Source organism: Chengkuizengella axinellae, assembly GCF_030730905.1.
GTDB classification, from domain to species: domain Bacteria; phylum Bacillota; class Bacilli; order Paenibacillales; family KCTC-33759; genus Chengkuizengella; species Chengkuizengella axinellae.
The window spans coordinates 810,988-835,227 of sequence record NZ_JAVAMP010000001.1 but is presented as its reverse complement, the minus strand read 5'-3'; the positions used below and the strand labels follow the sequence as shown (position 1 = coordinate 835,227).

Annotated in this window: 29 protein-coding genes and 1 tRNA gene; 13 read left to right on the top strand and 17 right to left on the bottom strand. The window is 34.5% G+C overall.

The features are described 5' to 3' along the window. Positions 1-168: 168 nt before the first annotated feature. Positions 169-588, bottom strand: coding sequence for an organic hydroperoxide resistance protein (locus tag Q5Y73_RS04205; protein ID WP_305990576.1), 420 nt, complete (start codon positions 586-588; stop codon positions 169-171). A 210-nt stretch (positions 589-798) separates the two neighbouring features. On the opposite strand from Q5Y73_RS04205, the gene Q5Y73_RS04200 reads away from it, so the two are divergent. Beyond that, complete coding sequence (locus Q5Y73_RS04200; RefSeq protein WP_305990575.1) at positions 799-2,271, top strand: aminotransferase class I/II-fold pyridoxal phosphate-dependent enzyme; 1,473 nt, start codon at positions 799-801, stop codon at positions 2,269-2,271. Between the two features lie 50 nt (positions 2,272-2,321). On the opposite strand, the gene Q5Y73_RS04195 is transcribed toward Q5Y73_RS04200, so the two are convergent. Further along, the gene (locus tag Q5Y73_RS04195; protein WP_305990574.1) at positions 2,322-2,609 is read right to left on the bottom strand and encodes a DUF3055 domain-containing protein; all 288 of its coding nucleotides are present in this window, start codon (positions 2,607-2,609) and stop codon (positions 2,322-2,324) included. A 199-nt stretch (positions 2,610-2,808) separates the two neighbouring features. On the opposite strand from Q5Y73_RS04195, the gene Q5Y73_RS04190 reads away from it, so the two are divergent. After that, positions 2,809-3,228: a DUF1885 family protein gene (locus Q5Y73_RS04190; protein WP_305990573.1), complete on the top strand. Its 420-nt coding sequence runs from the start codon at positions 2,809-2,811 to the stop codon at positions 3,226-3,228. Between the two features lie 140 nt (positions 3,229-3,368). Here the strand turns inward: Q5Y73_RS04190 and Q5Y73_RS04185 are convergent, their stop codons facing one another. The 4 genes from Q5Y73_RS04185 to Q5Y73_RS04170 all read right to left on the bottom strand — a co-directional run bounded on the left by Q5Y73_RS04185 (position 3,369) and on the right by Q5Y73_RS04170 (position 5,783). Continuing rightward, positions 3,369-3,650, bottom strand: a complete 282-nt coding sequence (locus tag Q5Y73_RS04185; RefSeq protein WP_305990572.1) for a DUF1292 domain-containing protein — start codon at positions 3,648-3,650, stop codon at positions 3,369-3,371. A 112-nt stretch (positions 3,651-3,762) separates the two neighbouring features. Beyond that, complete coding sequence (locus Q5Y73_RS04180) at positions 3,763-4,356, bottom strand: stalk domain-containing protein (protein WP_305990571.1); 594 nt, start codon at positions 4,354-4,356, stop codon at positions 3,763-3,765. A 149-nt stretch (positions 4,357-4,505) separates the two neighbouring features. Continuing rightward, positions 4,506-5,399, bottom strand: coding sequence for an alpha/beta hydrolase (locus Q5Y73_RS04175; protein WP_305990570.1), 894 nt, complete (start codon positions 5,397-5,399; stop codon positions 4,506-4,508). Positions 5,400-5,441: 42 nt separating this feature from the next. Beyond that, a complete protein-coding gene (locus Q5Y73_RS04170; protein ID WP_305990569.1) occupies positions 5,442-5,783 on the bottom strand; it encodes a YhjD family protein in 342 nt (113 codons plus the stop codon). 189 nt (positions 5,784-5,972) lie between these two features. On the opposite strand from Q5Y73_RS04170, the gene Q5Y73_RS04165 reads away from it, so the two are divergent. After that, a complete protein-coding gene (locus tag Q5Y73_RS04165; RefSeq protein ID WP_305990568.1) occupies positions 5,973-6,713 on the top strand; it encodes an MBL fold metallo-hydrolase in 741 nt (246 codons plus the stop codon). A 146-nt stretch (positions 6,714-6,859) separates the two neighbouring features. Here the strand turns inward: Q5Y73_RS04165 and Q5Y73_RS04160 are convergent, their stop codons facing one another. After that, positions 6,860-7,111 (bottom strand): DUF3892 domain-containing protein, encoded by a 252-nt coding sequence (locus Q5Y73_RS04160; RefSeq protein ID WP_305990567.1) that lies wholly within the window; start codon positions 7,109-7,111, stop codon positions 6,860-6,862. Positions 7,112-7,193: 82 nt separating this feature from the next. Next, complete coding sequence (locus Q5Y73_RS04155; RefSeq protein WP_305990566.1) at positions 7,194-8,312, bottom strand: conserved virulence factor C family protein; 1,119 nt, start codon at positions 8,310-8,312, stop codon at positions 7,194-7,196. 89 nt (positions 8,313-8,401) lie between these two features. Here Q5Y73_RS04155 and Q5Y73_RS04150 point away from each other — a divergent pair. Both Q5Y73_RS04150 and Q5Y73_RS04145 read left to right on the top strand, forming a co-directional pair. Then, a tRNA-OTHER gene (locus tag Q5Y73_RS04150) sits at positions 8,402-8,474 on the top strand. 76 nt (positions 8,475-8,550) lie between these two features. After that, entirely contained in the window at positions 8,551-8,700 is a 150-nt protein-coding gene (locus Q5Y73_RS04145; RefSeq protein ID WP_305990565.1) for a hypothetical protein, read from the top strand. A 160-nt stretch (positions 8,701-8,860) separates the two neighbouring features. Here Q5Y73_RS04145 and cuyA read toward each other — a convergent pair whose 3' ends face one another. Beyond that, on the bottom strand, positions 8,861-9,880 hold the full coding sequence (gene cuyA, locus Q5Y73_RS04140; RefSeq protein ID WP_305990564.1) for a D-cysteate sulfo-lyase: 1,020 nt from the start codon (positions 9,878-9,880) through the stop codon (positions 8,861-8,863). Between the two features lie 320 nt (positions 9,881-10,200). Between cuyA and Q5Y73_RS04135 the strand changes: the two genes are divergently transcribed. From Q5Y73_RS04135 to Q5Y73_RS04120, 4 genes are all read left to right on the top strand, one after another. After that, the gene (locus tag Q5Y73_RS04135; RefSeq protein ID WP_305990563.1) at positions 10,201-11,733 is read left to right on the top strand and encodes an aldehyde dehydrogenase family protein; all 1,533 of its coding nucleotides are present in this window, start codon (positions 10,201-10,203) and stop codon (positions 11,731-11,733) included. Positions 11,734-11,803: 70 nt separating this feature from the next. Continuing rightward, complete coding sequence (locus Q5Y73_RS04130; protein ID WP_305990562.1) at positions 11,804-12,421, top strand: sterol desaturase family protein; 618 nt, start codon at positions 11,804-11,806, stop codon at positions 12,419-12,421. A gap of 179 nt (positions 12,422-12,600) precedes the next feature. Further along, the gene (locus tag Q5Y73_RS04125; RefSeq protein ID WP_305990561.1) at positions 12,601-13,164 is read left to right on the top strand and encodes a TetR/AcrR family transcriptional regulator; all 564 of its coding nucleotides are present in this window, start codon (positions 12,601-12,603) and stop codon (positions 13,162-13,164) included. A gap of 54 nt (positions 13,165-13,218) precedes the next feature. Then, positions 13,219-14,352, top strand: a complete 1,134-nt coding sequence (locus tag Q5Y73_RS04120; protein ID WP_305990560.1) for an alpha/beta fold hydrolase — start codon at positions 13,219-13,221, stop codon at positions 14,350-14,352. Here the strand turns inward: Q5Y73_RS04120 and Q5Y73_RS04115 are convergent, their stop codons facing one another. The 4 genes from Q5Y73_RS04115 to Q5Y73_RS04100 all read right to left on the bottom strand — a co-directional run bounded on the left by Q5Y73_RS04115 (position 14,353) and on the right by Q5Y73_RS04100 (position 17,403). Then, a complete protein-coding gene (locus tag Q5Y73_RS04115) occupies positions 14,353-14,841 on the bottom strand; it encodes a tetratricopeptide repeat protein (protein ID WP_305990559.1) in 489 nt (162 codons plus the stop codon). 16 nt (positions 14,842-14,857) lie between these two features. After that, positions 14,858-15,472, bottom strand: a complete 615-nt coding sequence (locus tag Q5Y73_RS04110) for a flavin reductase family protein (protein ID WP_305990558.1) — start codon at positions 15,470-15,472, stop codon at positions 14,858-14,860. A gap of 5 nt (positions 15,473-15,477) precedes the next feature. After that, a complete protein-coding gene (locus tag Q5Y73_RS04105) occupies positions 15,478-16,242 on the bottom strand; it encodes an ATP-grasp domain-containing protein (protein WP_305990557.1) in 765 nt (254 codons plus the stop codon). Between the two features lie 153 nt (positions 16,243-16,395). Further along, on the bottom strand, positions 16,396-17,403 hold the full coding sequence (locus Q5Y73_RS04100) for an S-Ena type endospore appendage (RefSeq protein ID WP_371320137.1): 1,008 nt from the start codon (positions 17,401-17,403) through the stop codon (positions 16,396-16,398). A 285-nt stretch (positions 17,404-17,688) separates the two neighbouring features. Here Q5Y73_RS04100 and Q5Y73_RS04095 point away from each other — a divergent pair, with 285 nt between their 5' ends. From Q5Y73_RS04095 to Q5Y73_RS04085, 3 genes are all read left to right on the top strand, one after another. Then, positions 17,689-19,170, top strand: coding sequence for a hypothetical protein (locus Q5Y73_RS04095; RefSeq protein WP_305990555.1), 1,482 nt, complete (start codon positions 17,689-17,691; stop codon positions 19,168-19,170). A 231-nt stretch (positions 19,171-19,401) separates the two neighbouring features. After that, positions 19,402-19,818, top strand: coding sequence for an S-Ena type endospore appendage (locus tag Q5Y73_RS04090; RefSeq protein WP_305990554.1), 417 nt, complete (start codon positions 19,402-19,404; stop codon positions 19,816-19,818). Positions 19,819-19,877: 59 nt separating this feature from the next. Beyond that, positions 19,878-20,279, top strand: a complete 402-nt coding sequence (locus Q5Y73_RS04085; protein ID WP_305990553.1) for an S-Ena type endospore appendage — start codon at positions 19,878-19,880, stop codon at positions 20,277-20,279. Positions 20,280-20,352: 73 nt separating this feature from the next. Here the strand turns inward: Q5Y73_RS04085 and Q5Y73_RS04080 are convergent, their stop codons facing one another. Genes Q5Y73_RS04080 through Q5Y73_RS04065 form a run of 4 tightly spaced genes read right to left on the bottom strand, consistent with a single transcriptional unit; the run spans position 20,353 to position 23,245 of the window. Beyond that, complete coding sequence (locus tag Q5Y73_RS04080; RefSeq protein ID WP_305990552.1) at positions 20,353-21,081, bottom strand: Rv2686c family ABC transporter permease subunit; 729 nt, start codon at positions 21,079-21,081, stop codon at positions 20,353-20,355. A gap of 1 nt (position 21,082) precedes the next feature. Continuing rightward, positions 21,083-21,790 (bottom strand): fluoroquinolone export ABC transporter permease subunit, encoded by a 708-nt coding sequence (locus tag Q5Y73_RS04075; RefSeq protein WP_305990551.1) that lies wholly within the window; start codon positions 21,788-21,790, stop codon positions 21,083-21,085. Then, positions 21,787-22,641, bottom strand: a complete 855-nt coding sequence (locus Q5Y73_RS04070) for an ABC transporter ATP-binding protein (protein WP_305990550.1) — start codon at positions 22,639-22,641, stop codon at positions 21,787-21,789. The genes Q5Y73_RS04075 and Q5Y73_RS04070 overlap by 4 nt, the downstream gene beginning before the upstream one ends. Position 22,642: 1 nt before the next feature. Further along, positions 22,643-23,245: a TetR/AcrR family transcriptional regulator gene (locus Q5Y73_RS04065; RefSeq protein ID WP_305990549.1), complete on the bottom strand. Its 603-nt coding sequence runs from the start codon at positions 23,243-23,245 to the stop codon at positions 22,643-22,645. Positions 23,246-23,479: 234 nt separating this feature from the next. Here Q5Y73_RS04065 and Q5Y73_RS04060 point away from each other — a divergent pair, with 234 nt between their 5' ends. Further along, positions 23,480-24,208 carry an NAD-dependent protein deacylase gene (locus Q5Y73_RS04060; RefSeq protein ID WP_305990548.1) on the top strand — a complete coding sequence of 243 codons (729 nt, stop codon included), beginning with the start codon at positions 23,480-23,482 and terminating at the stop codon, positions 24,206-24,208. Positions 24,209-24,240 lie beyond the last annotated feature (32 nt).

Sequence of the window (24,240 nt, the reverse complement as noted above, 5' to 3'; positions counted from 1 at the left end):
GGTTCAATAATACTTTAATCTATAAAAACCTTATATTATCGTACCATAACTTTTTCTTTTGTTAAAATAAATATGTGATAAAATAATGAAATAAATCATTCAAAATAGCTAAAGAAAGCTCACCAATAGGCAAGCTTTCTTCTTTCATATCCTGATCAAGTTTTTGTATTATTGTGCCAGAAGCAATTTCACTTCTATATTACCGCGTGTTGCTTTAGAATAAGGACAGACTTGATGAGCTGCTTTTACTAACTCCAATGCTTCTGCTTGGTCCACACCTTCAACTTTTACTAATAGTTCTGCTCCAATTTTAAAGCCACCTTCAGGGTCTTTTCCAATAGAAACTTTTCCAGTAACAGCTGTTGATGTCACTTGAGCTTTTTGATTTCGAATTACTACCTTTAAAGCACTGTCAAAACAAGCCGAATAACCTGCTGCAAATAACTGTTCTGGATTGGTGGCATGACCTCCGGGACCACCTAGTTCTTTTGGTGTTTTTAATGCTATATCGATAACACTATCATCAGAAATTACCTTTCCATCTCTTCCCCCTGTTGCAGTCGCTGTTGCTGTATACAATACTTCCATCTTTATTCCTCCATTTTTCGATGTTCTATTCATTTTTGGATTTGTTTAACAACATTTATTTTAAACACTTTTTAAAGTTCTAGTCATTATGAACCCTGCAAAAGTGAAGTAAATTCAATAATGGGTAGTTTGAGTAGAAAATTGATTTTATTTTTGGTATACTCTAGCTTGTTTAATATTACAATTTACTTGAAGGAATGAAGTAAGCTAATGAATCAACAGCATCGTACGCCGTTATTTACGGCATTAGTTGAACATGCACAAAAAAAACCATATCAATTCCATATTCCTGGCCATAAAAATGGTGAAGGAATGGATGAACAATTCAAACGTTTCATTGGAAGCAATGCGCTTTCCATTGATTTAATTAATATTGCACCTTTGGATGATCTTCATCAACCTACTGGAATCATTCAAGAAGCACAGGAACTAGCAGCAGAAGCTTTTGGTGCGGATTACACCTTCTTTTCAGTACAGGGGACTAGTGGAGCCATTATGACGATGATTATGTCTGTATGTGGACATGGCGACAAAATCATTGTTCCTAGAAATGTCCATAAATCGATTATGTCTGCCATCATTTTTGCAGGAGCAAAACCTGTTTTCATTTATCCTACCATGGATGAAAAATTAGGGATTGCACATGGTATTACAACACACTCTGTCCAAAGAGCTTTAGAAATTCACCCAGATGCAAAAGCGGTTTTAGTGATAAATCCAACTTACTTTGGCATCTCAGCTAATCTAAAGGAAATTGTTGACTTAGCGCATACTTATGCTGTGCCTGTCCTAGTTGATGAAGCTCATGGCGTTCATATTCACTTTCATGAAAAACTACCTCTATCTGCAATGCAAGCAGGTGCAGACATGGCCGCTACTAGTGTTCACAAACTTGGTGGATCTCTTACTCAGAGCTCAGTATTAAACGTTAAAGAAGGGCTTGTGGATGCAAAAAGAGTTCAATCTATTATGAGTATGTTAACTACTACATCAACATCATATATCCTATTAGCTTCTTTGGATACTGCCAGAAAAAACCTGGCTATTCATGGAGATCAGATGGCGGAATTAAGTTTGTCCTTAGCTGATCATGCAAGAAAACAAATTAACGAAATTAAGGGATTTTATTGTTTTGGAGACGAAATTATTGGAAGTGAAGCGACCTTTGATTACGATCCAACCAAATTAACGATTCATTTACAAGGTATTAAACTAACTGGATATGAGGTTGAAAATATATTAAGAGACGATTTTAACATCGAAGTAGAATTAAGTGATATGTATAATATTCTTTGTATAGTTACCCCTGGTGATACGATTGATACAATCAATTGGTTAATTAAATCTTTTCAACATATTTCAGAAAAATACTATAACCCAAAAGAATTAAAAAGCTTATTTGTTATAACGCCAGAAATCCCGCAGTTATCGCTCTCACCACGGGATGCCTTTTATGCAGATACTGAAGTGATTCCTTTCCAGGAATCTGCAGGTAGAATTATAGCTGAATTTATTATGGTTTATCCGCCTGGAATTCCAATACTATTACCAGGTGAAGTTGTGTCACAGGAAAATATAGATTATATAAATGAACATTTAGAGGTAGGTTTACCTGTTCAAGGACCTGAAGATAAAACAATTGAAAAAGTGAAAGTGATTGTTGAAACTTCAGCTATTCGTTAAATTATATACCCTTAAGGGTGAGGGGCTTTGAAGGACAATATACAAACTGATCAATACTGAGCAAAATTAGGTACAGAAGGTATTCTTTGTTTCAAAAAATCTGAAAGCTCCTCAGCCTCCACCTCATTGATCAAAAATATGCGTTGCAAATAATCTAGGTTATCTAAATCATCAAAACATAATAGCGATGATCTTCCTGTTTGCATACACACTACTAAAGGTTTACCAAAAAAATTATCAGTGTACACAAAAGCAAAATCATATCGAGTATTTTCAGTAGTAAATCCAATAAAATTTACATGTGTGTTTTCATTCACGTCATATAATTTATCGAACATACTTTTCACCTCCTATTATTTTCTGAAAATTATATACAATGATTATACCATAAATCCATATTTAATTAATTAGTATTATAAAATAGTAACAATATATTCATAATCATAATATATTCATTGTAAATGTTACCATCTGATGTTATGATATTTATGGAAAAAAGGTAGTTAGCTGGGCATAAAAATAAGGCGGGTGTCTAATTTGAGTCAAAGTGCATACATAAAATTCAAAGAGAAATCAACTGTAACGTCCGTAACTTTAGATGAAGTGAAAGCGCAATTATTAGCTTATAAGGAACAAGTAAATAAAACGGGTCAACAATTAGGATGGGATTATGGTGAGGCTGCATTTCCCTATACTATTGAAACAAAATCGGATTCAGAAGGAAAATGGTTTTATCTTAAAGGAATCAATCATTTGTATAAGTATATTATCGTAGGGGTTGGCAATATGACTGAAGATGATGAAGAACAATCATTTATTCAAGTTGTATTACCTGATGGATGTACACATGGAGATAAAGCTAAAGGAAATGAATTGTGCAAGTATTTGGGAAAAACGTACAAAGCTGAGCTTCATTTGTTCAATGGACGAAAAATGTACTATAACCCTCGTAAATAATTCGATATTAAAATGAACAAAAACGCCTATCGCGTTGAAATATAGAATTTAAGAACTTGATAAATTCCTATGTTATAAGAAAAAAACCGCCTAATGATTTGAAATCACTAAGCGGTTTTATTATTTAAAGTAATTTTCATTTATGCTTTATTATTTTCTTCTGCAACAATTTCCTCATAAATAGCTACTACACGTTTCCACTCTTCATCACTTTCGATCGGTTCAAGATAACCTTCCCCATCCTCTTCGACAAGTTTAAAAATGACTCCGTCTCCTTCGGGGTTGTTTTTATCAATTAATACTGCATATTGATCATCAACTACTGAAAACGTATAAACGACTTGCATTTCGTATTCAATACCCTGATCATCCGTAATAATAAAACTTTGTTCTTCTTCTTGCTGGTTTAATTCTTCAGTCATAAGTGTACCTCTTTTCTAGTAGATGTTCATCGTACTATGTGTTTTTTGTGTGTTAAAAAATAAGTATGTACAGACATATAGTACCATGAACCATTTACGAAATCAATTTACATTATTCTGCAGTAAACACTTTTTGACCTACAAGAGAATACTCGTCGCTACCAGTCAACTGCATATAAATATTCACTGTATACTCCCCACTGATTTTAGCTGTAAATTCAATGTTTGGCGTATATAACCACATATTCTCAGTTTGATCAGTCATATTAGATTCAATGTGATCATACTCAATCGTACCAAAAGGATCTACGATTTCAAATTTCATAGAATCAATATCCGTTACTAATGTATCAATTTGTGTAAAGATGAAAAACTCATTTTCAGTATTTTTAGTCACTTTACCAAAAGTACCCAATTGACCATCTTTTAAAGTAAATAAGGAAACCTGTACGTTAGGTTTGTAGATCGATACTGTATCAGTAGCTTCATCATATTCAACCATAGCATGAAACTTCTCAGATACATCGCGAAGCGGCAACATAGTCTTCCCTTCTATGCTTAATCCTGGTTCAGATAATTGCTCTCCATTGATTTTAATCGTAACTTCCTTCCCATTATATTGCTGCATTTTGCTGTCTGCCATAACAGTTGCCGCACCTAAAATTGAAAGACCTACTATAAGTAAAAACGTTCGTTTGAATTTCATACGTTGTCAAACCTCCACAATAATTTCTCTTCTTAATAGTGTTATACTCCGGTATCAAACAAGAGTTGCGTTCAGAAATATATTTTTTTAAGTTATTTTTAAGTATTTTTTAAGAATTTCATTTTCTCCTATTTATAAAACTTTTAAATTCATATGTTACTAAAAAAAGAAATTACTTTCTGAGTGTATTTAATGGGATCTTCTTGATAAGAAAGCACATGTCCTTCACTTGTCGTTTTCCAAAACTCAAAGCGGTCCCGGTGTTTGTTATACATAGCTTCACTGCCCTTATAAGGAACTGATTCGTCCCTTATGCTATGAATAAATAAAATAGGTCTTGGATAAACAGCATCCACAGATTTAATAGGTGTCACTTTTTCTGGTTTAATGCCTGTTACAGGACCTAATATATTCATAATGAGAGGTGTAAATAAAAAATTAGGTAGGTTCGACCACTTAGATAGGTTCGATTGTAAATATTCTTTTAAATCATGATAAGGACTATCAGCTACTAGAGCAATTATCGAAGGTTCTGCTGCTGCTGCTTGAATTGCAGTTGATGCACCCATCGATACCCCCAACAAACCTATTTTTGTATTTGAATGTTGCTTTACCCAATCTACCGCTCCTAATACATCTTCTTTTTCACATTGACCCAAGGTAGTTAAACTCCCACTGGATTCCCCTGAATTTCTCATGTCAAATAAGAGAACGTTGTATCCCGCTCCAACCAAGGAATGGGCTAAAGTTAAAAATGGGAAATTATCCTGTTCCCTGTTTTTTGTATAACCATGAATAAAAATAATAGTCATCTTTTCCTGTTCTTTTGTAGTAGGTAAATACCAACCTCTCAACTTCGTTGTTTTATCTCTGCTTAGAAACTCAACATCTTCATAATCAAAATGATGGCGGTGAGGAGAATCTGTAACATGCTGCTTCTTTGGATGAGAAAGTTTCCAACCAACGTTTATCGCTATAAATAGACATATAAATCCTATTAATCCAATCATTAAAAATAGAACAATACCAACAACTTTCATCATCTTTGCTCAAAGTCTCCTCACATTTTGTGATTTAATTGTACATCATTTAATTAACAACGCATCCAACTTTTCTTCACATTTATTTTTTAACACAGAAGGCATAATCTCACAATGGTGCTCGTAACCTTCAAAAACATACATCACATGGACATTCTTATTTTCCAAAACTTCCTCAAGCAGAATTTTACAACCAATTTGTTTTATTCTTTTTTTAATACGTATATGATCATGAAGCACCACCTTATGAAGCCGCTCTAAAAATGTATTCCAAAATCGATTCAATTTCATGGAATCTGTTATTTTTTTATCCCAATCCATTGCTTTAAGCAAATATAACGAGACTACATATTCATAAATCATACGATTGATATTTGATTCCTTCATTTCCATCCAACCTTTAATTTTGTACTTATACTGTATTATACAGAACATATGTTTGTTTTTTCAAGTTTAATATATGCTTAAAGATTGAATTTTATGATCGCTGCATTTCTTTGCATTTTTATGGTAACTTTATATGTAGAAGTAGGTATTCAAAAAGTTGATATTGATTGTGAGAGGATGAAATAAACAATGCAAATTCAAATGATCGGAACAGGTAGTGCATTTTCCAAAAAATATTTCAATAATAATGCCTTAGTTTATACAGAGGATTATACTCTTTTAATTGATTGCGGCATCACTGCTCCTATGGCGCTGCATAAACTAAATAAACCAGTTCAAGAAATCGATGGAATTCTAATCACTCATCTTCATGCTGATCATGTAGGTGGAGTTGAAGAATTAGCCTTTCAGTCCAAATTTTTAAACATTCCTAAACCAAAACTTTTTATCAGCGCTAAGTTATTGCCTGTATTGTGGGAAAATAGCTTAAAAGCAGGTTTAAGTGACGGAAAAGGAAATGGATTAGAGGATTTTTTTGAAATTGTTGAGATGAATGAAAATGAAGAAACAACAATCAGCCCATCTTTACATATTGAGATCATACAAACGGAACATGTGCCTAACAAATTAAGTTATTCTTTGTTTATAAATCAAGATCTTTTTTATAGTGCTGATATGCAATTCAACCCTAGCTTGCTAGCACATATCCATGAAGGCAGAAAATGCAGGACTATCATGCATGACTGCCAATTAGAAGATCCTGGGACTGTACATGCTACCTTGAACCAGCTCCTGACACTGCCTGAGGAAATTCAAGAAAAAATTCTGCTAATGCATTATGGTGATCATATGGAGGATTTTATTGGAAAAACAGGAAAGATGACGTTTATGGAGCAGCAGAAACGATATACTTTTGAGAGTAACGAATAGATCATTAAATCCGTTTATGTCGATAAAAGTTAAATGAAATACAGAAATAAAGGACGGCGACTTCTAATGGAATCTGAATAAAAAAAGAGCTACCTCTAAGCCACAAAATCTGACTTTGAGACAGCTCTTCATTGCAACCATATATTTTAGAAAATAGGTAGTTGGTCTAGGTTGTTACTTGGATCACCGTCTGCATCTCCGCGTAAATACGTCTCTCCGTCTCTTCCTTTAAAGGCATTTACACCTTTAATGTTTCCATTTTGCACTTCTTGCAAAGCTTGCTGATAACCCAAAGTTCGTCCATCGGATGTTTTAAATTCAGTTAAATCTCCATCCCCATTTTTCCTTACAGCTACAATTTCAACATGGTTTCCTTGATTTTGCTGATTATTTTCCATTTACTTCATCCCCTTAGTTGAAAAATTGGTTTTGCTGTTACATTTATATTTTTTTACTTTAGGGAATGATTTATACTAGCAATTATTTCCTACTTTTAGTCATTTGCTGCCAAATGGTTCCGGCAGCTTCTTCACCACTATTGATTCGTTCTAGCGCCATTTTCACCTGTAAACTGACTTCAAATTCTGGATCATTTTCTGCTTCTTGCAAAGCAGAAACAGCAGTCTCATCTCCTACTTCATACAAAAATCGCGCAGCTCTCCAACGAACTAATTTATTTTTATCTTCTAAAGCTTTAATCATAGGTTGAATAGCCTCAGGATTCCCGATATCTGAAATGGTATCCCCTGCAGTACGTCTGACGGAAACGGATGAATCCATTAACCCATCATACAGTAAAGGCAGAACTTGATCATGTTCAATTTCACCTAAATAAACAATGGCTAAACGACGAATGGAGGATTTTTGATCTTTAAGAGCTTTTGAAATTATAGGCAGGGATTCAGTTGTTGGCTCTAACTGATCGAATGCAGCGAATCTTCTGCGCCAATCTGGGGAATCCAATGCGATGTTCACCTCATCTGGTGACATTTTCTCAATGATAATAGGTGCATCTACATTCGTATTTTGAGCTTGCTGCAGTAATCCTTTTATTCTTTTTTCATCATAAGATGCATCCAATTCTTCTAATACTTCCTCAGCAATTTCCTTCGGCTCACCATAACGAATGCCCCACTCCTCAAGTTTTCTTTCTTTTATTAAATTCGGGGAAGCTAGACCTGCTTCAATTGCAGCATTCGTAAATCGCTCTGATAAATTCTCTCTTACTTCTTCCATCTCTGACTTTACTCGAATCTGCATAGGAATTTTCCTAAATGTTTGAACATAAACTTTTACTTCACCAAAACCTTCATCCACAGACTCCATTCCAATATTAGCCTGTCCTTCACCAAATATTTCTTTTACTTGTCCCAATATCATTTTCCAATCTGCATTGGGCAATCGATCTATAGCTAGAAAATCAACCGTATGAAAGATGGATACAACTCCGTCAATTCCAAGTATTTTTTTCATCAATTCAGGTGCGTTCTCTTTATTTTCTGAAGTATAAGTTTTACGCACTCCAGTTGGTAGAGATTCGTCTATATTGATTTTCATAGAGTTTGGACTCGGTGTAGGTTCTATCGATAAAATTTTCAATTTTATTCCTCCTCAGACAATGTTACAAACTTAATTCAAATAAAATAACGTATAAAAATCCATATCGCTGATAAAAATATGATTATCGCTGGGGAATAGCCAAAGTGGTAAGGCATATATGACATTAAAGTCATTATCTAGGTTCAAATCCTAGTTCCCCAGTAAAAACATCAACCAAATTACAGCTATGATTTTTTTACTTAATAATAATTATAAACAAAACTGAGGTGAATATAAAATGAAATCAAGCGAATATCAAATTGCTAGGCTGGAGACCGAGGAAATAGAAGAGATTAAACAGTTGGAAAACAAAATAAAAAATAAATCAGGGCATGAAGTAACTTTAATTGCATACTCTAATGACCACAATGATTCTATGTCAAAGTGAAAAAAGAATACACAGCGTTTTTTGTTAAGGAGAAACTGTCATATCACGTATTTGTACAGCAGCCATAAAAGTAAAAAACTCGCTGATTGGCGAGTTTTTAGACAAAGATACATGGACAGCGACTCAGACAAATGATTTACTTAGAATTGAGAATTACAAATTAACTTTTATGCAAAACTACATCATTTAAAACAGTATCGGTATAAGCGTATAAAGCTGGTGACCCACCTGTATGAACGAATAAAACTTGATCTTCTGCATTAAAATATCCTTTTCTGACTAAATCAATCATTCCTGCCATGGCTTTTCCTGAATATACTGGATCTAGTAATATCCCTTCTGTTCTTGCAACTAATTGAATAGCTTCTATCATTTGATCTGTAGGGAGTGAATAACCTGGTCCCACATAATCATCAAAACAAACAACAGCTTCCCTAGGTAACTCTTCACGAATACCAACATGAGATGAAACTCGTTTAGCAAGGTTATAAATCAAATCTTCCTGTTCCTCTTTTTTTCGGCTTACATTAACTCCAGTTACTGGTATTTTGCTGTTTGTTCCAAAAAATCCTGCCACAAGTCCAGCATGAGTGCCTCCACTACCACTAGCTGTAACTACATGATCTATTTGAATCTGATTTTGAAAAGATTGGTTTAGTATTTCCTCTGCACAGGCCACATATCCAGTTGCCCCAATTTCGTTAGAACCACCACCAGGTATGATGTAAGGTTTCCTTCCTTGTTCCTTGAGTTTCTCTTTTACTTGCTCCATAGCAGCTTGCATATTGCTTCCTTTTGGGACAACGCTAATTTGATCAGCTCCTAATAATTTAAACAAAAAATTGTTACCGCTTGCATTTGGATCGTATGTATTAGGAACCCTTTCTTCCAAAACAAGGTGACAGCTCAATCCTTCTTTCACCGCTGCAGCTAAAGTTAATCGGCAATGATTGGATTGAATGGCTCCACATGTAATTAAAGTATCTGCACCATTTAATAATGCATCTGCAACCAAAAATTCAAGCTTTCGTGTTTTATTGCCTCCAGAAGTTAGACCAAGTAAATCGTCCCTTTTCATAAAAATGGTAGGACCGCCTAAGTTTTTCGATAAATGAAGCAAAGGTTCAATCGGGGTCTCCATGTGTGTATATCTTCTTCTTGGAAATTTAGCTAAGTTCATTTTTCATTGCTCCTTTAAAATGATTAAATATATGCTTTTTCAAAAGTATTATATAAATATAGTAATGTGAATAGCTGAAATTTTCTAATAATAACTCCTTATTGTCATCATAAGGCATTTTAGATACAAAAATACGAGCTTCATTGTAGAAGCTATCCTTCTGAACATAAACTTCTCACCACTTCATTCATATCTTATTCAAAAGCAGAATAAAATGAATAAAAACTAAATGACTAAATGAGTATACTGTAAAATTTAAACGTTTTATCATATAATAAAAATTAATGAACAAATATATAAAATTTCAGGAGGGGTACAAAATGGAAGCATTAGAGTCAGTGAACCCTATTAGCGGTGACACGATCGGCTATGTAAATACAACTCCACTTCAATCCACAACACTTATGTATGAACAAGCCAGAAGAGCTTTTCAAACTTGGCAAAATACATCTATTAAAGAACGCTTGCAATATATTCGAAAATTAAGACATATTATTGTTGAACAACTAGAAGACGGTATTGATATAATCCATCAAGATACAGGAAAACCTAAGGTCGAGTCTATTACAGCTGACTTATACACTATATTAGATGCCATTGCTTATTTAGAAAAACATGCTGAAAAAATTTTAAAAACTAGAAAAACGAAGACCCCTATAGCATTCATTGGGAAAAAATCCTACACTTCCTATCATCCACGTGGTGTGGTTTTAGTGATTTCACCATGGAATTATCCTTTCCAGCTGGCAATGAATCCAGTTATTAATGCGGTCATAGCAGGAAATTGTGCCATACTTAAACCTTCAGAAGTTACACCTCTTGTAGGACAGTGGATGGAGAGTTTATTTGAACAAGCAGGATTTCCCGATCATGTCATTCAAGTGGCTCATGGAGGAAAAGAAATAGGCGCAAAGCTAGTATCTGAAAAACCAGACTATATCTTTTTCACAGGTTCGGATCGAACAGGAAAAATCATACTTCAAGAAGCAGCTAAAAATCTCATACCAACATCTTTAGAATTAGGTGGAAAAGACCCAATGATTGTGTTCAAAGATGCCCATATTGAGCGTGCAGTGAACGGTGCTTTGTGGGGCTCATTAACAAACTACGGCCAAGTATGCATGTCTGTTGAGCGTATTTATGTAGAAAAAAAAATCTATGAACCTTTTGTTGTTTCATTAAAAAGAGGGCTACAAAACCTAAAAACTGAACTTTCAGATGATGCAGATTTAGGATCCATGACCTTTGAGCAGCAGCTCCAAGTTGTACAAAACCATGTTTCCTCAGCTATTTCAAAAGGAGCTACCCTTTATAGCGGCAGTCATCCAAAACTGAATCAAAATCAAGGTATGAAAATTGAACCTATCATATTAACGGGTGTGAATCATAAAATGGAGGTCATTCAAGAAGAGACCTTTGGACCTGTAATCAATGTTATTCCTTTTGAAAATGAAGAAGAAGCTATAAAATTGGCGAATAATTCTCGCTATGGACTCAGCTCAAGTGTATGGAGCAAAGATATAAATAAAGCCAAGAGAGTAGCAGGAAAGTTAGCCGCCGGAAGTGTTCTAGTTAATGATGTTCTCGTAGCCATTGCCAATCCACACCTTCCTTTTGGAGGCATAAAAGATAGTGGTATTGGAAGATATCATGCAGCCGTTGGCGTGACAAATTTTTGTCATCAAAAATCAATCATGGTAGATAGCGGCTTCAAAAAGGCCGAAGTAAATTGGTATCCGTATGCTGGAAAGCTTCCTCCTTTCATAGACTTTGTCAATAGCTGGTATGGCAAAAGAAAAAAACCGATAAAAATGTTTTCTTCCTACATTCAACTTCTTAGAAAATCAAAATGATCATGATGAGATGCACAAGCATACCTGTGCATCTTATTTATATTTCTAAATAAAGTTGGAGGTTTATAAGATGAAGTATATTAAAGAGTTTTTTAGTGTTAGAGATATCCAGATTACTTCCATCGTTTTTCTTATCCTTCTCACAATTACGTTATTTGACTATTCAAACGGCACATTATGGTTAGCTATGCTAATAGGTATTGTCGGTTATGCAATTACAGAATATCTAATCCACCGATTTTTATTTCATATGAAACCTCCTAGAAAAAATGTTTTGCTGAAAATAATGAAACGCATGCACTATCTCCACCATGTTCATCCAAACGATGTAAAACTGTTATTTTTGCCTGTATGGTACAGCTTTCCTTTGTTTATCACAGCAGGTCTTATTGTATTCCTCATTACCTTCGAAATTATGATCTCCATCTCCTTTACAACGGGAGTACTCGCCTATTTGTTATACTATGAATGGTCTCACTATGTCGCACACCGCCCTATTCAACCGATTACACCCTGGGGCAAATTCATGAAAAAAACACATCTTTTGCATCATTATAAAAATGAACACTTTTGGTTTGGTGTAACTCACCCTACTTTTGACCTCATGTTTAATACATATAGAAATGAAAAAAAAGTAGAAAAAAGTGATACTGTACGTGATTTAGAAAAAAAACAGTTGAATTCTTAATGGAATTTTTTCAGAGACTTGCCAATCGGCGGGTTTTTTTTACCCCGGTTAGACTTGACGGTCTAGACTTGTAGGTCTATAATATATTTATACATTCATATATCATTATTAATTTTGAACTAGGAGGGATTTTCCTGAGCAACGGATTTAACAAAGAATTTGAACATAATGAAGCATTAATGCAGGCCTCACTTAACGAGTTCATTGCTAGAGGCTATGAAAAAGCATCCATAAATAAAATTTTAAAAACAGCAAATATGAGTAAAGGTTCGTTTTATTATCATTTTAAAAATAAAGAAGATTTATACTTCCACCTCATTCACACGTTAATAGAAAAAAAACAAACCTTTCTTTCCACAGCCATGACAGCAGAAGACTTTTCAACGGATATCTTTTCTATTTTTAAAACACAGATTCGTCTTGGCATGCAATTTGCAGCAGAATACCCAGATATCAATCGTTTTGCAAATAGTTTTATAAAAGAAAAAGGCAACGACATTTACGATAGTGCATTGGAAAAGTACAATTTCGAAAATAATGATCAAATGAACCAATTAATCGAAGCTTCATACCAAAATGGGGAGTTTAGGGAAGGCGTTCCGATTTCATTTATTAAACGAATCATTGGCTTTTTATTCACCCACCTTGGTGAAATAACAGACACTAGCAAACCTGAACATATTGAAGAGGAAATGAATGATTTCATAGACTTCTTAAAGTCAGGATTATCAAGCAAAAAATAGTAGAAGAGGTGAATATACACTTTTTATTAAGGAGAAATAAAGGAGAGATTTTAGATGATGGATTTCAATTTTCCTGTAGGTTATCATCAGTTCCACAAAATAAAAATTATCGATTTTCAAATGAACCGTTGGGTTTCCATGGGATATTCACGAGTAGAAGATATGATCGATGCAGCCCGAAACATCCATAAAGTAGATGACTGGAAAGACGAAATGATACGGCAAGCAGAGAAGGCACGAGCTGAAAACCGTATCATGAATGCTACATTTTATTATCGGGCAGCAGAATTCTTTACGCTCCCATCCGACCCTGACAAAATGAGAATTTATGATCAATTTATTGATTTATTTTATAATGAGTTCGTTGTGAATGAAAATATTGAACGTGTTTTAGTTCCTTATGGCAAACACTTCTTACCAGCAATGAAAGTGCCTGCAAAAGGAAAAATAAAAAGAGGAACCCTTGTCATTCACGGTGGATTTGACTCTTTCATGGAAGAATTTTATTCAATGGCTGTCTATTTTTCAAAACAAGATTATGAAGTCATTTTATTTGAAGGACCTGGTCAAGGTTATGCTTTGAAAAAACAAGGATTGCCGCTTACTTATGAATGGGAGAAACCTACCTCAGCGATACTCAACTATTTTGAGTTAGATGATGTGACCCTATTAGGCATATCAATGGGAGGCTGGCTGTGCTTCCGTGCTGCAGCATATGAACCTAGAATCAAAAGAGTCATTGCTTCCAGCATTGCCTATGATTATATGAAGATACCTCCTCCATTTGTAGAGAAGTTTGCTCTTTGGTTATTTAAACATCCAAATTTGATGGCGTGGATGTCGGATCTGAAGATGAAAATGATGCCACAGGAAAAATGGGGAATAGAGCATTTAATGTATATTACACATACAAAAACTCCACTAGACAGCGGATTTGCGATACTCGAATTTAATGAGGAGCATTTAAAATCTGAAAAAGTAAAACAAGATATACTCATCCTGACAGGAGAAAAAGACCATTTTATTCCTGTTAAAATGCATCATTTACAAATCAAAGCACTGAAAAATGCAAAGTCAATTACTGACCGTATCTTTACTGAAAAAGAACAAGGTCAAAATCATTGTCAAGTCGGTAATATGGGGCTCTCTCTAAGTGAAATGGCGAAATGGATGGACAAAATCGCCTGATTATTCCCACACACGACTTAGTTTATCTGAATAAAAATGAATCGCCCTTTTATAATCAATAATCGATGCATCATTTGTTGTTTCTACTATATTATTAAGAAGAATTTCCATGGCTTCATCATGATGTGCTAAGTTAAATAACGTCATGCTGTAAAACACTTTCAACGCTCTATAACTTGGAAATTCTTCGATTGCCATTTGAAAAATACGCTTAGACTTTTCATATTCCCCTAATGTTCTGTATGTGCTGCCCAACCCAAGATATGCATCTTTTAATTCTTCCTTTGCCAATCCCAAAGATATAGCCTTCTCATAATAAGGTACAGCTTCTCTCTCTTTCTCCATTACATCAAAACTCCATGCAACTTGGTAATGGATCGATGCATCATTGGGTTGTTCCTCTACCATTTGCAATAATAATAAATTGGATTCTTCATATTTACCTAGTTCACGTAATGTAATGGCTTTTTGTAGGTTTAAATCATCCATATTTACTTCATCCCCTCTATTTCATTTCTGGTCTAGGTATCGTAAACGTTTCTCCTATTTTGCTATAATCTGCTCCACCCAAGCGACTGACAGGTTCTAAATTATCTATATGGATCTTGCCCTGAGCATAACAGTCTTCATCAATATGAAACATGACAACTTCACCAATGATTAGATCACAGGTAGGCTGATTGTCATCTCCAATTGTTATAGCTTGATGCAATTTACATTCCATTCTTATCTTTGCTTCTTGAATACCTGACACTTTAACTTTTGTACTTTCTACTAATTTTAGTCCTGTTTCCTTTATCTCACTCACATTTGAAGGATAATCAGCCGAGGTTTGATTCACTTGTTTAATAAAGGAATTATCAACAATATGCACCACAAATTCTTTATTATTTATAATATTATAAGCTGTATCCTTCACCTCCCCCTCTTTACGTCCAATCGAGATAGAAATAAGAGGCGGTTTAGCCGTTATGGCATTAAAGAAACTAAAAGGTGCTGCATTCACTAAACCTTCCTCATTATGAGAAGTAACAAAGGCGATCGGTCTTGGAACGATACTTCCAATTAACAGCTTGTAATTTTCAGTGCGTGATTGTGCAGATGGATTAATGCTTTTCATATGAATCAGCTCTCCTTTGAAATATAATCAACGATTTTTTGCTCAAGAGATACTTTTTGTTTTTGAATACCCTGATTCCCAAATAAAATATTAAACTCTAATATATATGGTTTTCCGTTGTTAAAAATCACATCAAAACCAGCATGGTCGATCCCAAGCTTCTGTGAAACATCTAATACTAGATCAAGTGTTTCAACTGGAATATTGTCATAAGATACCTTTCCACCTTGTGCTACATTGTGATGAAAACCTCCCGTTTCCTCTACTCTCCAATAAGCAGCGACAACTTCATTTCCGATCACACAAATGCGTAAATCACGATCATTAGGAATATATTCTTGTATATATAGAACGTCTACTTTCTCTGTATAATCCTGAAAATCCTTTTCATTGTGTATTAAAAACACACCTTGTCCCATGGAGTTTTTAATTTCTTTAGCAACGAATGGAAGCGGGAAGGTTTCCATCACCATTTTTTTATTTTCTTCTGTATTGCTTACTATTTCGGTATAAGGGATTTGTTCTGGACATATTGTTTTAAGTACTCGTGTCATTTCAACTTTGTTATGGCCTAAATGATAGGACTCAATACTGGGAAAAATCTTCTTTTTCAATCCATATACCAAAGAATTTACCTGCCAGTATTCAGGGAATAAAAGCATATCCGCACATTTTATTTTTTCAATCTCTTTGTACATATTCATTGGTTTTATATATGATATATTTGGAATCCCAATTGTTCTAAGTGGGTTAAAAGTAACTAGTTTCATATGGCTGTATTCCTCTCTCAATTATCTTTCCTTCAAAGTTTAACAGAAAGAAATATTGTCAGCAATTTTTATCCTACAAGAAAGATGACTAATTGGGGAAAGCAAGGTTTTCATCAAAGAAAGCTCACCGATGGGTGAGCTCAAATATATACATCAAGAATTCATTGAAATTCCAAACCACTTCTGCCACCATCTTCTTTTTTTATTTTCATTTTTTTCGATCGTTGATGCTTTCGAAACCTCTGCCTTGAGTTCTTTATCAGAATCTTTTTTTTCTTTAGGTATTTCCTCAACTTTTTTTGGTTCATCTTGAATGTCAAACTCCATTTTATTTGGAACTTCATGTTTTTTTATTATCATTTTTGGTTCTTCAAGCATCACTCCTTCTATTTTATTTGACTGTTTTTGAATAGTCTCCTCGATCTTTTTTGGTTTTTCATGATTTGATATGGATGTTGTTAATATCTTATGATTCTCACTCATCTCCTGTAATGTTTTTAAAAAAAGTTCATCTCTTCTTTGAATAGTGCTATCAATCTTTTTAAGCTGATGATCTAGTTTATCTACGATTTTACTCATTTCTTTAGAAATGGTTTTTTCCTGAAGTTGTGCATTGCGCTTGTTTTCTAATTGTATTTTCCCCATCGAATAAGGCTCTAAGACTTCAATACGATCTGTGTAATTTGTTTTTAAAGAATGAATCCGCGCATCATAAAATGATTTTTTCTGTAAATTGTGTTTTACTTTTTCTTTATCTAGTTTTGTAGATACTGTAAACACTAAATCCAGTTGAACCGTACCTGTGCATGTGTCAGTCATTGGACCTGCACATAATATATCTATACGTATAATATCAGCTAATGTAGTTGTAAAAGATGATCTTGGTTCGATCTCTGTAATCAAAGGAGTCATGGAAGACAATACTTCTATCGCTACTTGCATCGTACATGTCTCACTGGTGTTCACAACTGTAATGGCACCTGAGGGCAAGGAAATTCCACTTGTTTTTTCACCTACAAAAATGGGAGTAGGCATAGTATCTCCGCAGGATTTATTTATTGGGATACAGCGACTGATCTGCAGCGTTCTTTTACTTGATTTTTTCTTACACTTTTTTTTCGACTTTCTTTTTTTTCTACTAGATTTAGTTGAACAATCCACGTTGACATTTACACAACATTTATTCTTCTTTATTTTACTCAGAGCAATCACCTCCTAGATGACTGAATTGGATGCCATGTACCATTCTATTACGTACATCACTAGTTTGATTTAGGACAAACGCACATTTGTTATAAAAATTGGCGAATAGCGCATGGAAGATGCCCTGGTTTTTAGTAGCATTAGAGATTTTTAAGAATATACTACATTAATAAACAAGCACTCACGTTACAGGAATGCAAAAAGTGAGGCAGAATAACCCAATAGGATAGGACGTGAGACAACATGTTCATAAACCGCTTCACCACAAATACATGTGGTGCGATGACTTTTACTGGGAATACTTTAGGATTAAGTCAAGAATTAGACGAAAACACAGCAGGAGAAAGAGGTAGTATTGGCGCATTTATTACATTGGATACTTCTCAACCAGGTGTGAGTGACTTCCCCGAAGATCCAGGTGTCGCAACAACGACGGATATGATTAGTATTAATAGCTCTGCTGCATTCTTAGTCTTACCAACAGGAAGTACAGTCCTCTACGCGGAGTTAATCTGGGGAGGAAATTATCTAGTAGCAAATGAGGACATCTCAAATTTAATTGATAATGACGTCATTTTCACATTACCTGGAGGAAGTGTTTGTCCAATTACACCTGATCCCATTACTGCAAATGAACCCACTGCAACAATCGGGGGGAATACCTTAGGCTTTTACATGCGATCTGCGGATGTCACAACTCTCGTACAAAACGCTGGCGCAGGTCAATATTCTGTAGGTCAAGTTCCTGGTATATTACAACCCTTACTTGCAAACACAAACGATACAAATCATGCAGGATGGACTTTAGCGGTAGTATACGAAAATTTAGCTCTACCCTTTCGCAATATGACACTTTTTGTTGGAGCTCAAGGAATTGTAAACGCAGCAACCAATGATGAAGTCGATGTTTTTGTTTCTGGTTTTAATACCCCTGTAGCAGGAGATGTAGAAGCTAGAATACTCATTAGTGCTGGGGAAGGAGATGCAATTATTGAAGGGGATGAGTGTCTCTTTAGACCTGATCCTCCCGGCACATTTGTTACGCTATCTGGAACTAATAATCCTGGTGGAAATTTTTTTGGGTCTCAAATCGAAGATGATAATGGAGACGTAGATATGACAGGTACTTATGGAACTAGCAATCAAATGCCAGGTACTCCAGGAACGAATATCGTTGCTGGTCGCCAAGGTTGGGATATAGCAAATATAAATGCATCAGATGCATTTGTGAATAATCAAAATGCAGGTGTCTTTCGTTTTACATCTACTCAAGATGCTTATATGCCCAATGCTCTAGGCTTGCAAATTAATCAACCAAGTAGTGTGCTTGAAATAGAAAAATCAGTAGATCAGTTTTTAGCTCATCAAGGAGATATATTAACTTATACAAGTGAAATTACAAATCCTGGACCTTCTATAGCTACCAATATCGTATTTACGGATGTAGAACCTGTTGGTACTGATTTTATACAAAATAGCGTGACCATTAATGGAGCTTTGCAACCTGGAGCTGATCCCAATGCTGGGATTGAATTAGGAGACTTGGACGCAGGAGAATCTATCACGGTTCAATTCAGGGTGAGAGTAACAGCCAAAAAATGTTTTGTAACAAATGATTCGAGTGTAAACTTTAGCTGTAATCAAACGGTCATAAGTAATCAAGTACTGACTACTATTTGCAAGAGTTGTCCAGGATGTGTCAGCTGTTCGAAAAAAGATTATTAATTTTAAAATTTCAATCGACAACAACCCTCATTATACTGATGAGGGTTGTTGATGTGTCCACTCATTTATATTTCTTTTACATTCATTAATCTATAATTCTCTTCATCTTTAAAATGTGTATTTGATTCAGTAGATTCGCACATACAGCCAGTACCTACCTATCATATATTAAAACATGAGGAGTTTCTAAAGACACCTCAAACAATATGAAAAGTTAGGAGAGATTTGACTATGAGTTGTTATAGCTCCAAAAGTGACGTTTGTTGTCCAATTTCGTGTGCTGGAATTAAATTATTTCCTACTCAACTAATTTTAATCAAGAGATGTACACCTATACGTCATGCATGTGACAATGTAGAATTTAATATTTTCCAAACGACATTATCTCCAACATCTACTGAACTGCCAAAAGGTTTTATCACAGTAATGAATAATAGTACTGAATGTTTTATGACAGTTAACGTTACAGAAAATGGAAATCTACCAGTGCCATATCAAAATATACCACCTGGAGGAAGTATCACCATTGAGGTAAATGACTTAGTATCCGTGGACATTGTTTGTAATGATGGGAATGATATGCCTGTAGCTGGAGCATTCTGCGAAGGTACTTTCGAAGCAGATTTACAATATTCCATCACTAAGTAATTATACAAAAAAAGGTTTAGTATTTTGATTCAAAAATGAATAAAAGGAGAGGTTTAATCATGAGTTGTTATAGCTCTAAACATGATGTGTGTTGTCCAATTTCGTGTGCTGGTATTGATTTGTTTCCTAAACAATTAATTTTGATTAAAAGATGTACATCGATTAGGAACCCTTGTGATGGTACTACTGAAGCCACCTTATTTGCTACAGAAATATCACCCACATCTACCCAACTGCCATCAGGAATGATTACGATCATGAATTCAAGTCCCGATTGTACGATGAATGTTGACATTACGGATTCATCTGGATTAACTATGATCACAATCGATGCCAGATCAGCAGATACTATTCAAGTAGATGGTTTAATTTCATGCATATTAACTTGCACTGGACCTAATACAGATGATTTTTGCACTGGTACATTCGAGGCGGATTTGCAATATACCATCAATAAATAAACATTTAACTCTCCTATTAAATTGTAGGAGAGTTATTACATAATCATCATACATATAAAGTATCCATTCAGTTTCAATTCTCAATCTTTTGATTAAACCACTTAAACAAAACATAAAATAATATACAATGAAAAATTACGCTTATAGATAAATACAAAAAATAAATACCTACCTCCTCAAAGCTTTTCATAAATGCCATGGAAGCCCAATACGGTGGCAAAACCCCTGCCAGCAACTGAATCTTCGATTCCAAGAAATAACCTGCAAATGGAGCAAGGAGCATAATGTTCAATACCTTAGATACAGAGAGTCCCTCCACTTTATTACCTGCTAACACCCCCATACACAATGCAATTAATGGTGCTTCTAATGCCAGCAAAACGATCACAGGTAATTGTTTCATTATATTTATTGGGACAATGTTAGTAATATATAGAACAAAAAAAGATATCCATACACTTATCAGCACAGGCAATCCGAATCTATAAATGAAATATCCTGATTTTTTCAAAGGGGTAACAGACATAAATAAAATAATGCCTTCATCTCTTTCTTCTAAAATCATAAATCCCATCAGCATTCCTATAAGTAAAGGCGTTAGCAGCAATAAAATACTCATCATAAAATCATAGTGTTTAGATAAATTGAAAGCATACATAACAAATAGGTTTTGCTCAAGAATAGGAAAGAAAATCCTACCCAATATAGCTAAACAAATAGGAAGGAAAATTGAAACTAACAAAATGGGATCTCTAAATATATTTTTCATATCTCTAATAAAAAGTGAAAGTACAGTCCGCATTTCATTCATCTCCTATTTTTAAAATGACATATCTATAAAAGATGTTTTTTGCAAATAAAAAGGCAATCGCAATCCAAATCAATAAAGTAAATATGGCATAACTCCACTCCGCTACCGTTAAAGTTCTAAATGCACCTTCCAGCAATAAAAGTGACGCCTTTGACGGGAGAATGAAAAACAATGATGATTGATATATATCCAAGATTTCTAGAACAGGCAGAAAAAAAATAGTGATGTAAAGTGGTGTAACGATAAATAAATACTCATTGACCGTCCCAACTCGTACAACCAGTGTGATCCCTAGTAATGTGAAAAAAGTAGAGGTAAGTAGAATAGAAAGAGTAATGGGTAGGTAATTTATTTGAAAACCATAAACCAAAATTAAAATCAATAAACAAAAAATCAAAGCAATCCATGTTAAGGATACGATTTTGGATATTAAATAACTAGTCACTTTAAAGGGGGTAACAAATATATTTTCTAATATGTTCTGTCCCTTCTCTAATAAATAAATGCCACCTATGAAAAAGAAACCTAAAATGGCTGGATCGGAAAAAATCACAAAAATCGTTAACATCTCTTGATACTGTGAAGGAATGGCTTTTAAAAGAATTATATAAATGATAGCTACCAACAAATAAGCAATATAAAATCCATGACGAAATTGAAATAACATATCCGTTTTTACAGCAGACAAGAACTGTCTCATAGTAATTTTCTTCCTGTCACTTCAATAAATATATCTTCCAGGCTTGCCTCTTGAGAGTGAAGGGTATGAATTTCATTTTCATTTAAAAGCTGCAAAAACTTTCTGTTTTCACCTAACCCTGATATAGGAAAATCCTTCGTTTGTGTTACATTTTTATGTTCATACTTAACTCGCAGTGTTTTTTTACCTTTCTGCACCTTGAGTTTGTTGGGTTCATCTATTAACATCACTCTACCATCCACAATAAATGCAACATGATCACACAATTCTTCCGCAACATTCATGTTGTGGGTTGTAATGACTACTGTTTTCCCCTCTGCTTTTTTTCGCAAAATCAGCGCTCTAATCTTTTTAGAATTGACTGGATCCAATCCAGAGGTAGGTTCATCTAAAAAAATAATGTCAGGATCATTTAACAAAGCACGACAAATGTTCAATCTCATTTTCATACCCTTTGAAAAATTAGAAAACCTTGTATTACCATCCTCTCCCAATCCTACAACGGAAAGAAGCTCATTCGGATTCTCTGTTTTTCCACAATATAAAGAGCGAAAGAAGGACAAATTCTCCAAAGCAGTAAACTTGCTGTAGAAGTTCGGAAATTCAAATGCAACGCCTATCCTCTCGTAATAATCAGACTTTATTTGATTTAAGTCTTGATTAAATACCTTCACACTTCCTTTATAGTTTTTCAATATACCAATAAGTATTTTTTGCAAAGTGCTTTTCCCCGCACCAGAAGGACCTAAAAACCCAAAGATTTCTCCCTTCTTTATTTTAAAATCAACGCCTTTCACAGTCGGCTCTTTTTTTCCTGGATAGGTAAAATATAATTCGTTTACCTCAATCATATCAATGCTCCTCCTTTACTATCTTATCAGCTATGGATTCTGCAACGAGAAGGATTGTTTCATCATATATGTCTTCACCAATCTCTTGTTTGTGAAGCGACATTAATACAAACGAACGCAAAACTCCCACAATTACCTCTGAATCTCTTTCAATCAACCTCCCTTGTTGCTGCCACATTTTCAACATCGGGAAAGCATCTACAGCATCCTTTTTAATGTGTTGCTCTATGGTTTCTTTGGGTAATTTTCGAAGCATCAACGTAAATTCATTCCCGTGCTGAACTCTTCGAATGATCGGATTGTTTCCTATCACCTCTAATGATCTTAAAAGGAAATGCTTGAAAAGCTCTTTAGTTAAAGGTTTGAATTGTATTTCTGAAAATAAAACCTTTTTAATCTGCTCTTCCTCCCTCTCCAATATTTCAAAAAACAATTCTTCCTTTGTTTTATAAAATAAATAAAAAGAGCCTTGCGCAATACCTACAGCCTTTGTTAGATCAGATATGCTAGTTTTTTTAATTCCTAGAGTACCAAATAACTCTCTGCCTCTATCAATGAGTGTTTCACGAATATGATCTTTTTCTTGTTCATTAAAAGCTCTCATACAAATCTCCTTTTTCAACATATGAATAAATTTTCTTTTTATTCATATGTTCATTGTAGGGTATTTACATAAAAATGTCAATTAAGTAAATCCATCCATTCCTTGTTAGAATTATTTTGACCCATTTGGTAAAATAAAGATAATTTCTTTCATAAATATTAGTGAATGAAGATGAAGTAACTTATTTATGATCCGTTCATGTATCATTATGACTCTCGAAAGAAGGGTGAAGCAATGAGTAATCAAAAAGATACAATAAATAAGGTGCGGTCCATTATTCAACGTAGCTCTAATATCGTTTTCTTTGGAGGTGCGGGTGTATCTACGGAAAGCAACATCCCTGACTTTAGATCAAGTGAAGGGCTTTTTAAACAAGAACGATCAGCAGAGGAAATTTTGAGTGCAAGTTTTTTCAAAAAACACCCAAAGGAATTTTATGCATTTTATAAAAATCAAATGATTCACGCACACGCTAGACCTAACCCTGCACATCATACTTTGGCACGGTTGGAGCAGCAAGGAAAGTTAAGAGCTGTAATCACTCAAAATATTGATGGACTACACCAATTAGCTGGCAGCAACATCGTACTTGAGCTCCATGGTTCTGTACATCGTAACTTTTGTACCGAATGCGAAACGTTTTATTCCATAGACCAAATTTTAAACAGCACTGAACCTGTCCCAAGGTGTGTACAATGTAATGGGATAATTAAACCTGACGTTGTTTTATACGAAGAAAATTTAGATGAGGATATTATTGATAGCGCATTAGATTTTATTGCCAAAGCAGAAGTACTCATCGTTGGAGGAACTTCTCTAAGAGTATTTCCTGCGGCTGGATTACTAAATTATTATGGGGGTGAGCATTTCGTTCTCATCAATCAAGCACCAACTTCTTATGATTTTAGAGCAGATTATGTGATTTATGATCAAATCGGAAAGGTTATGAGTCAATTTATTTAATAATTGTTGGTGCTTATCATTATTGAGGGAAA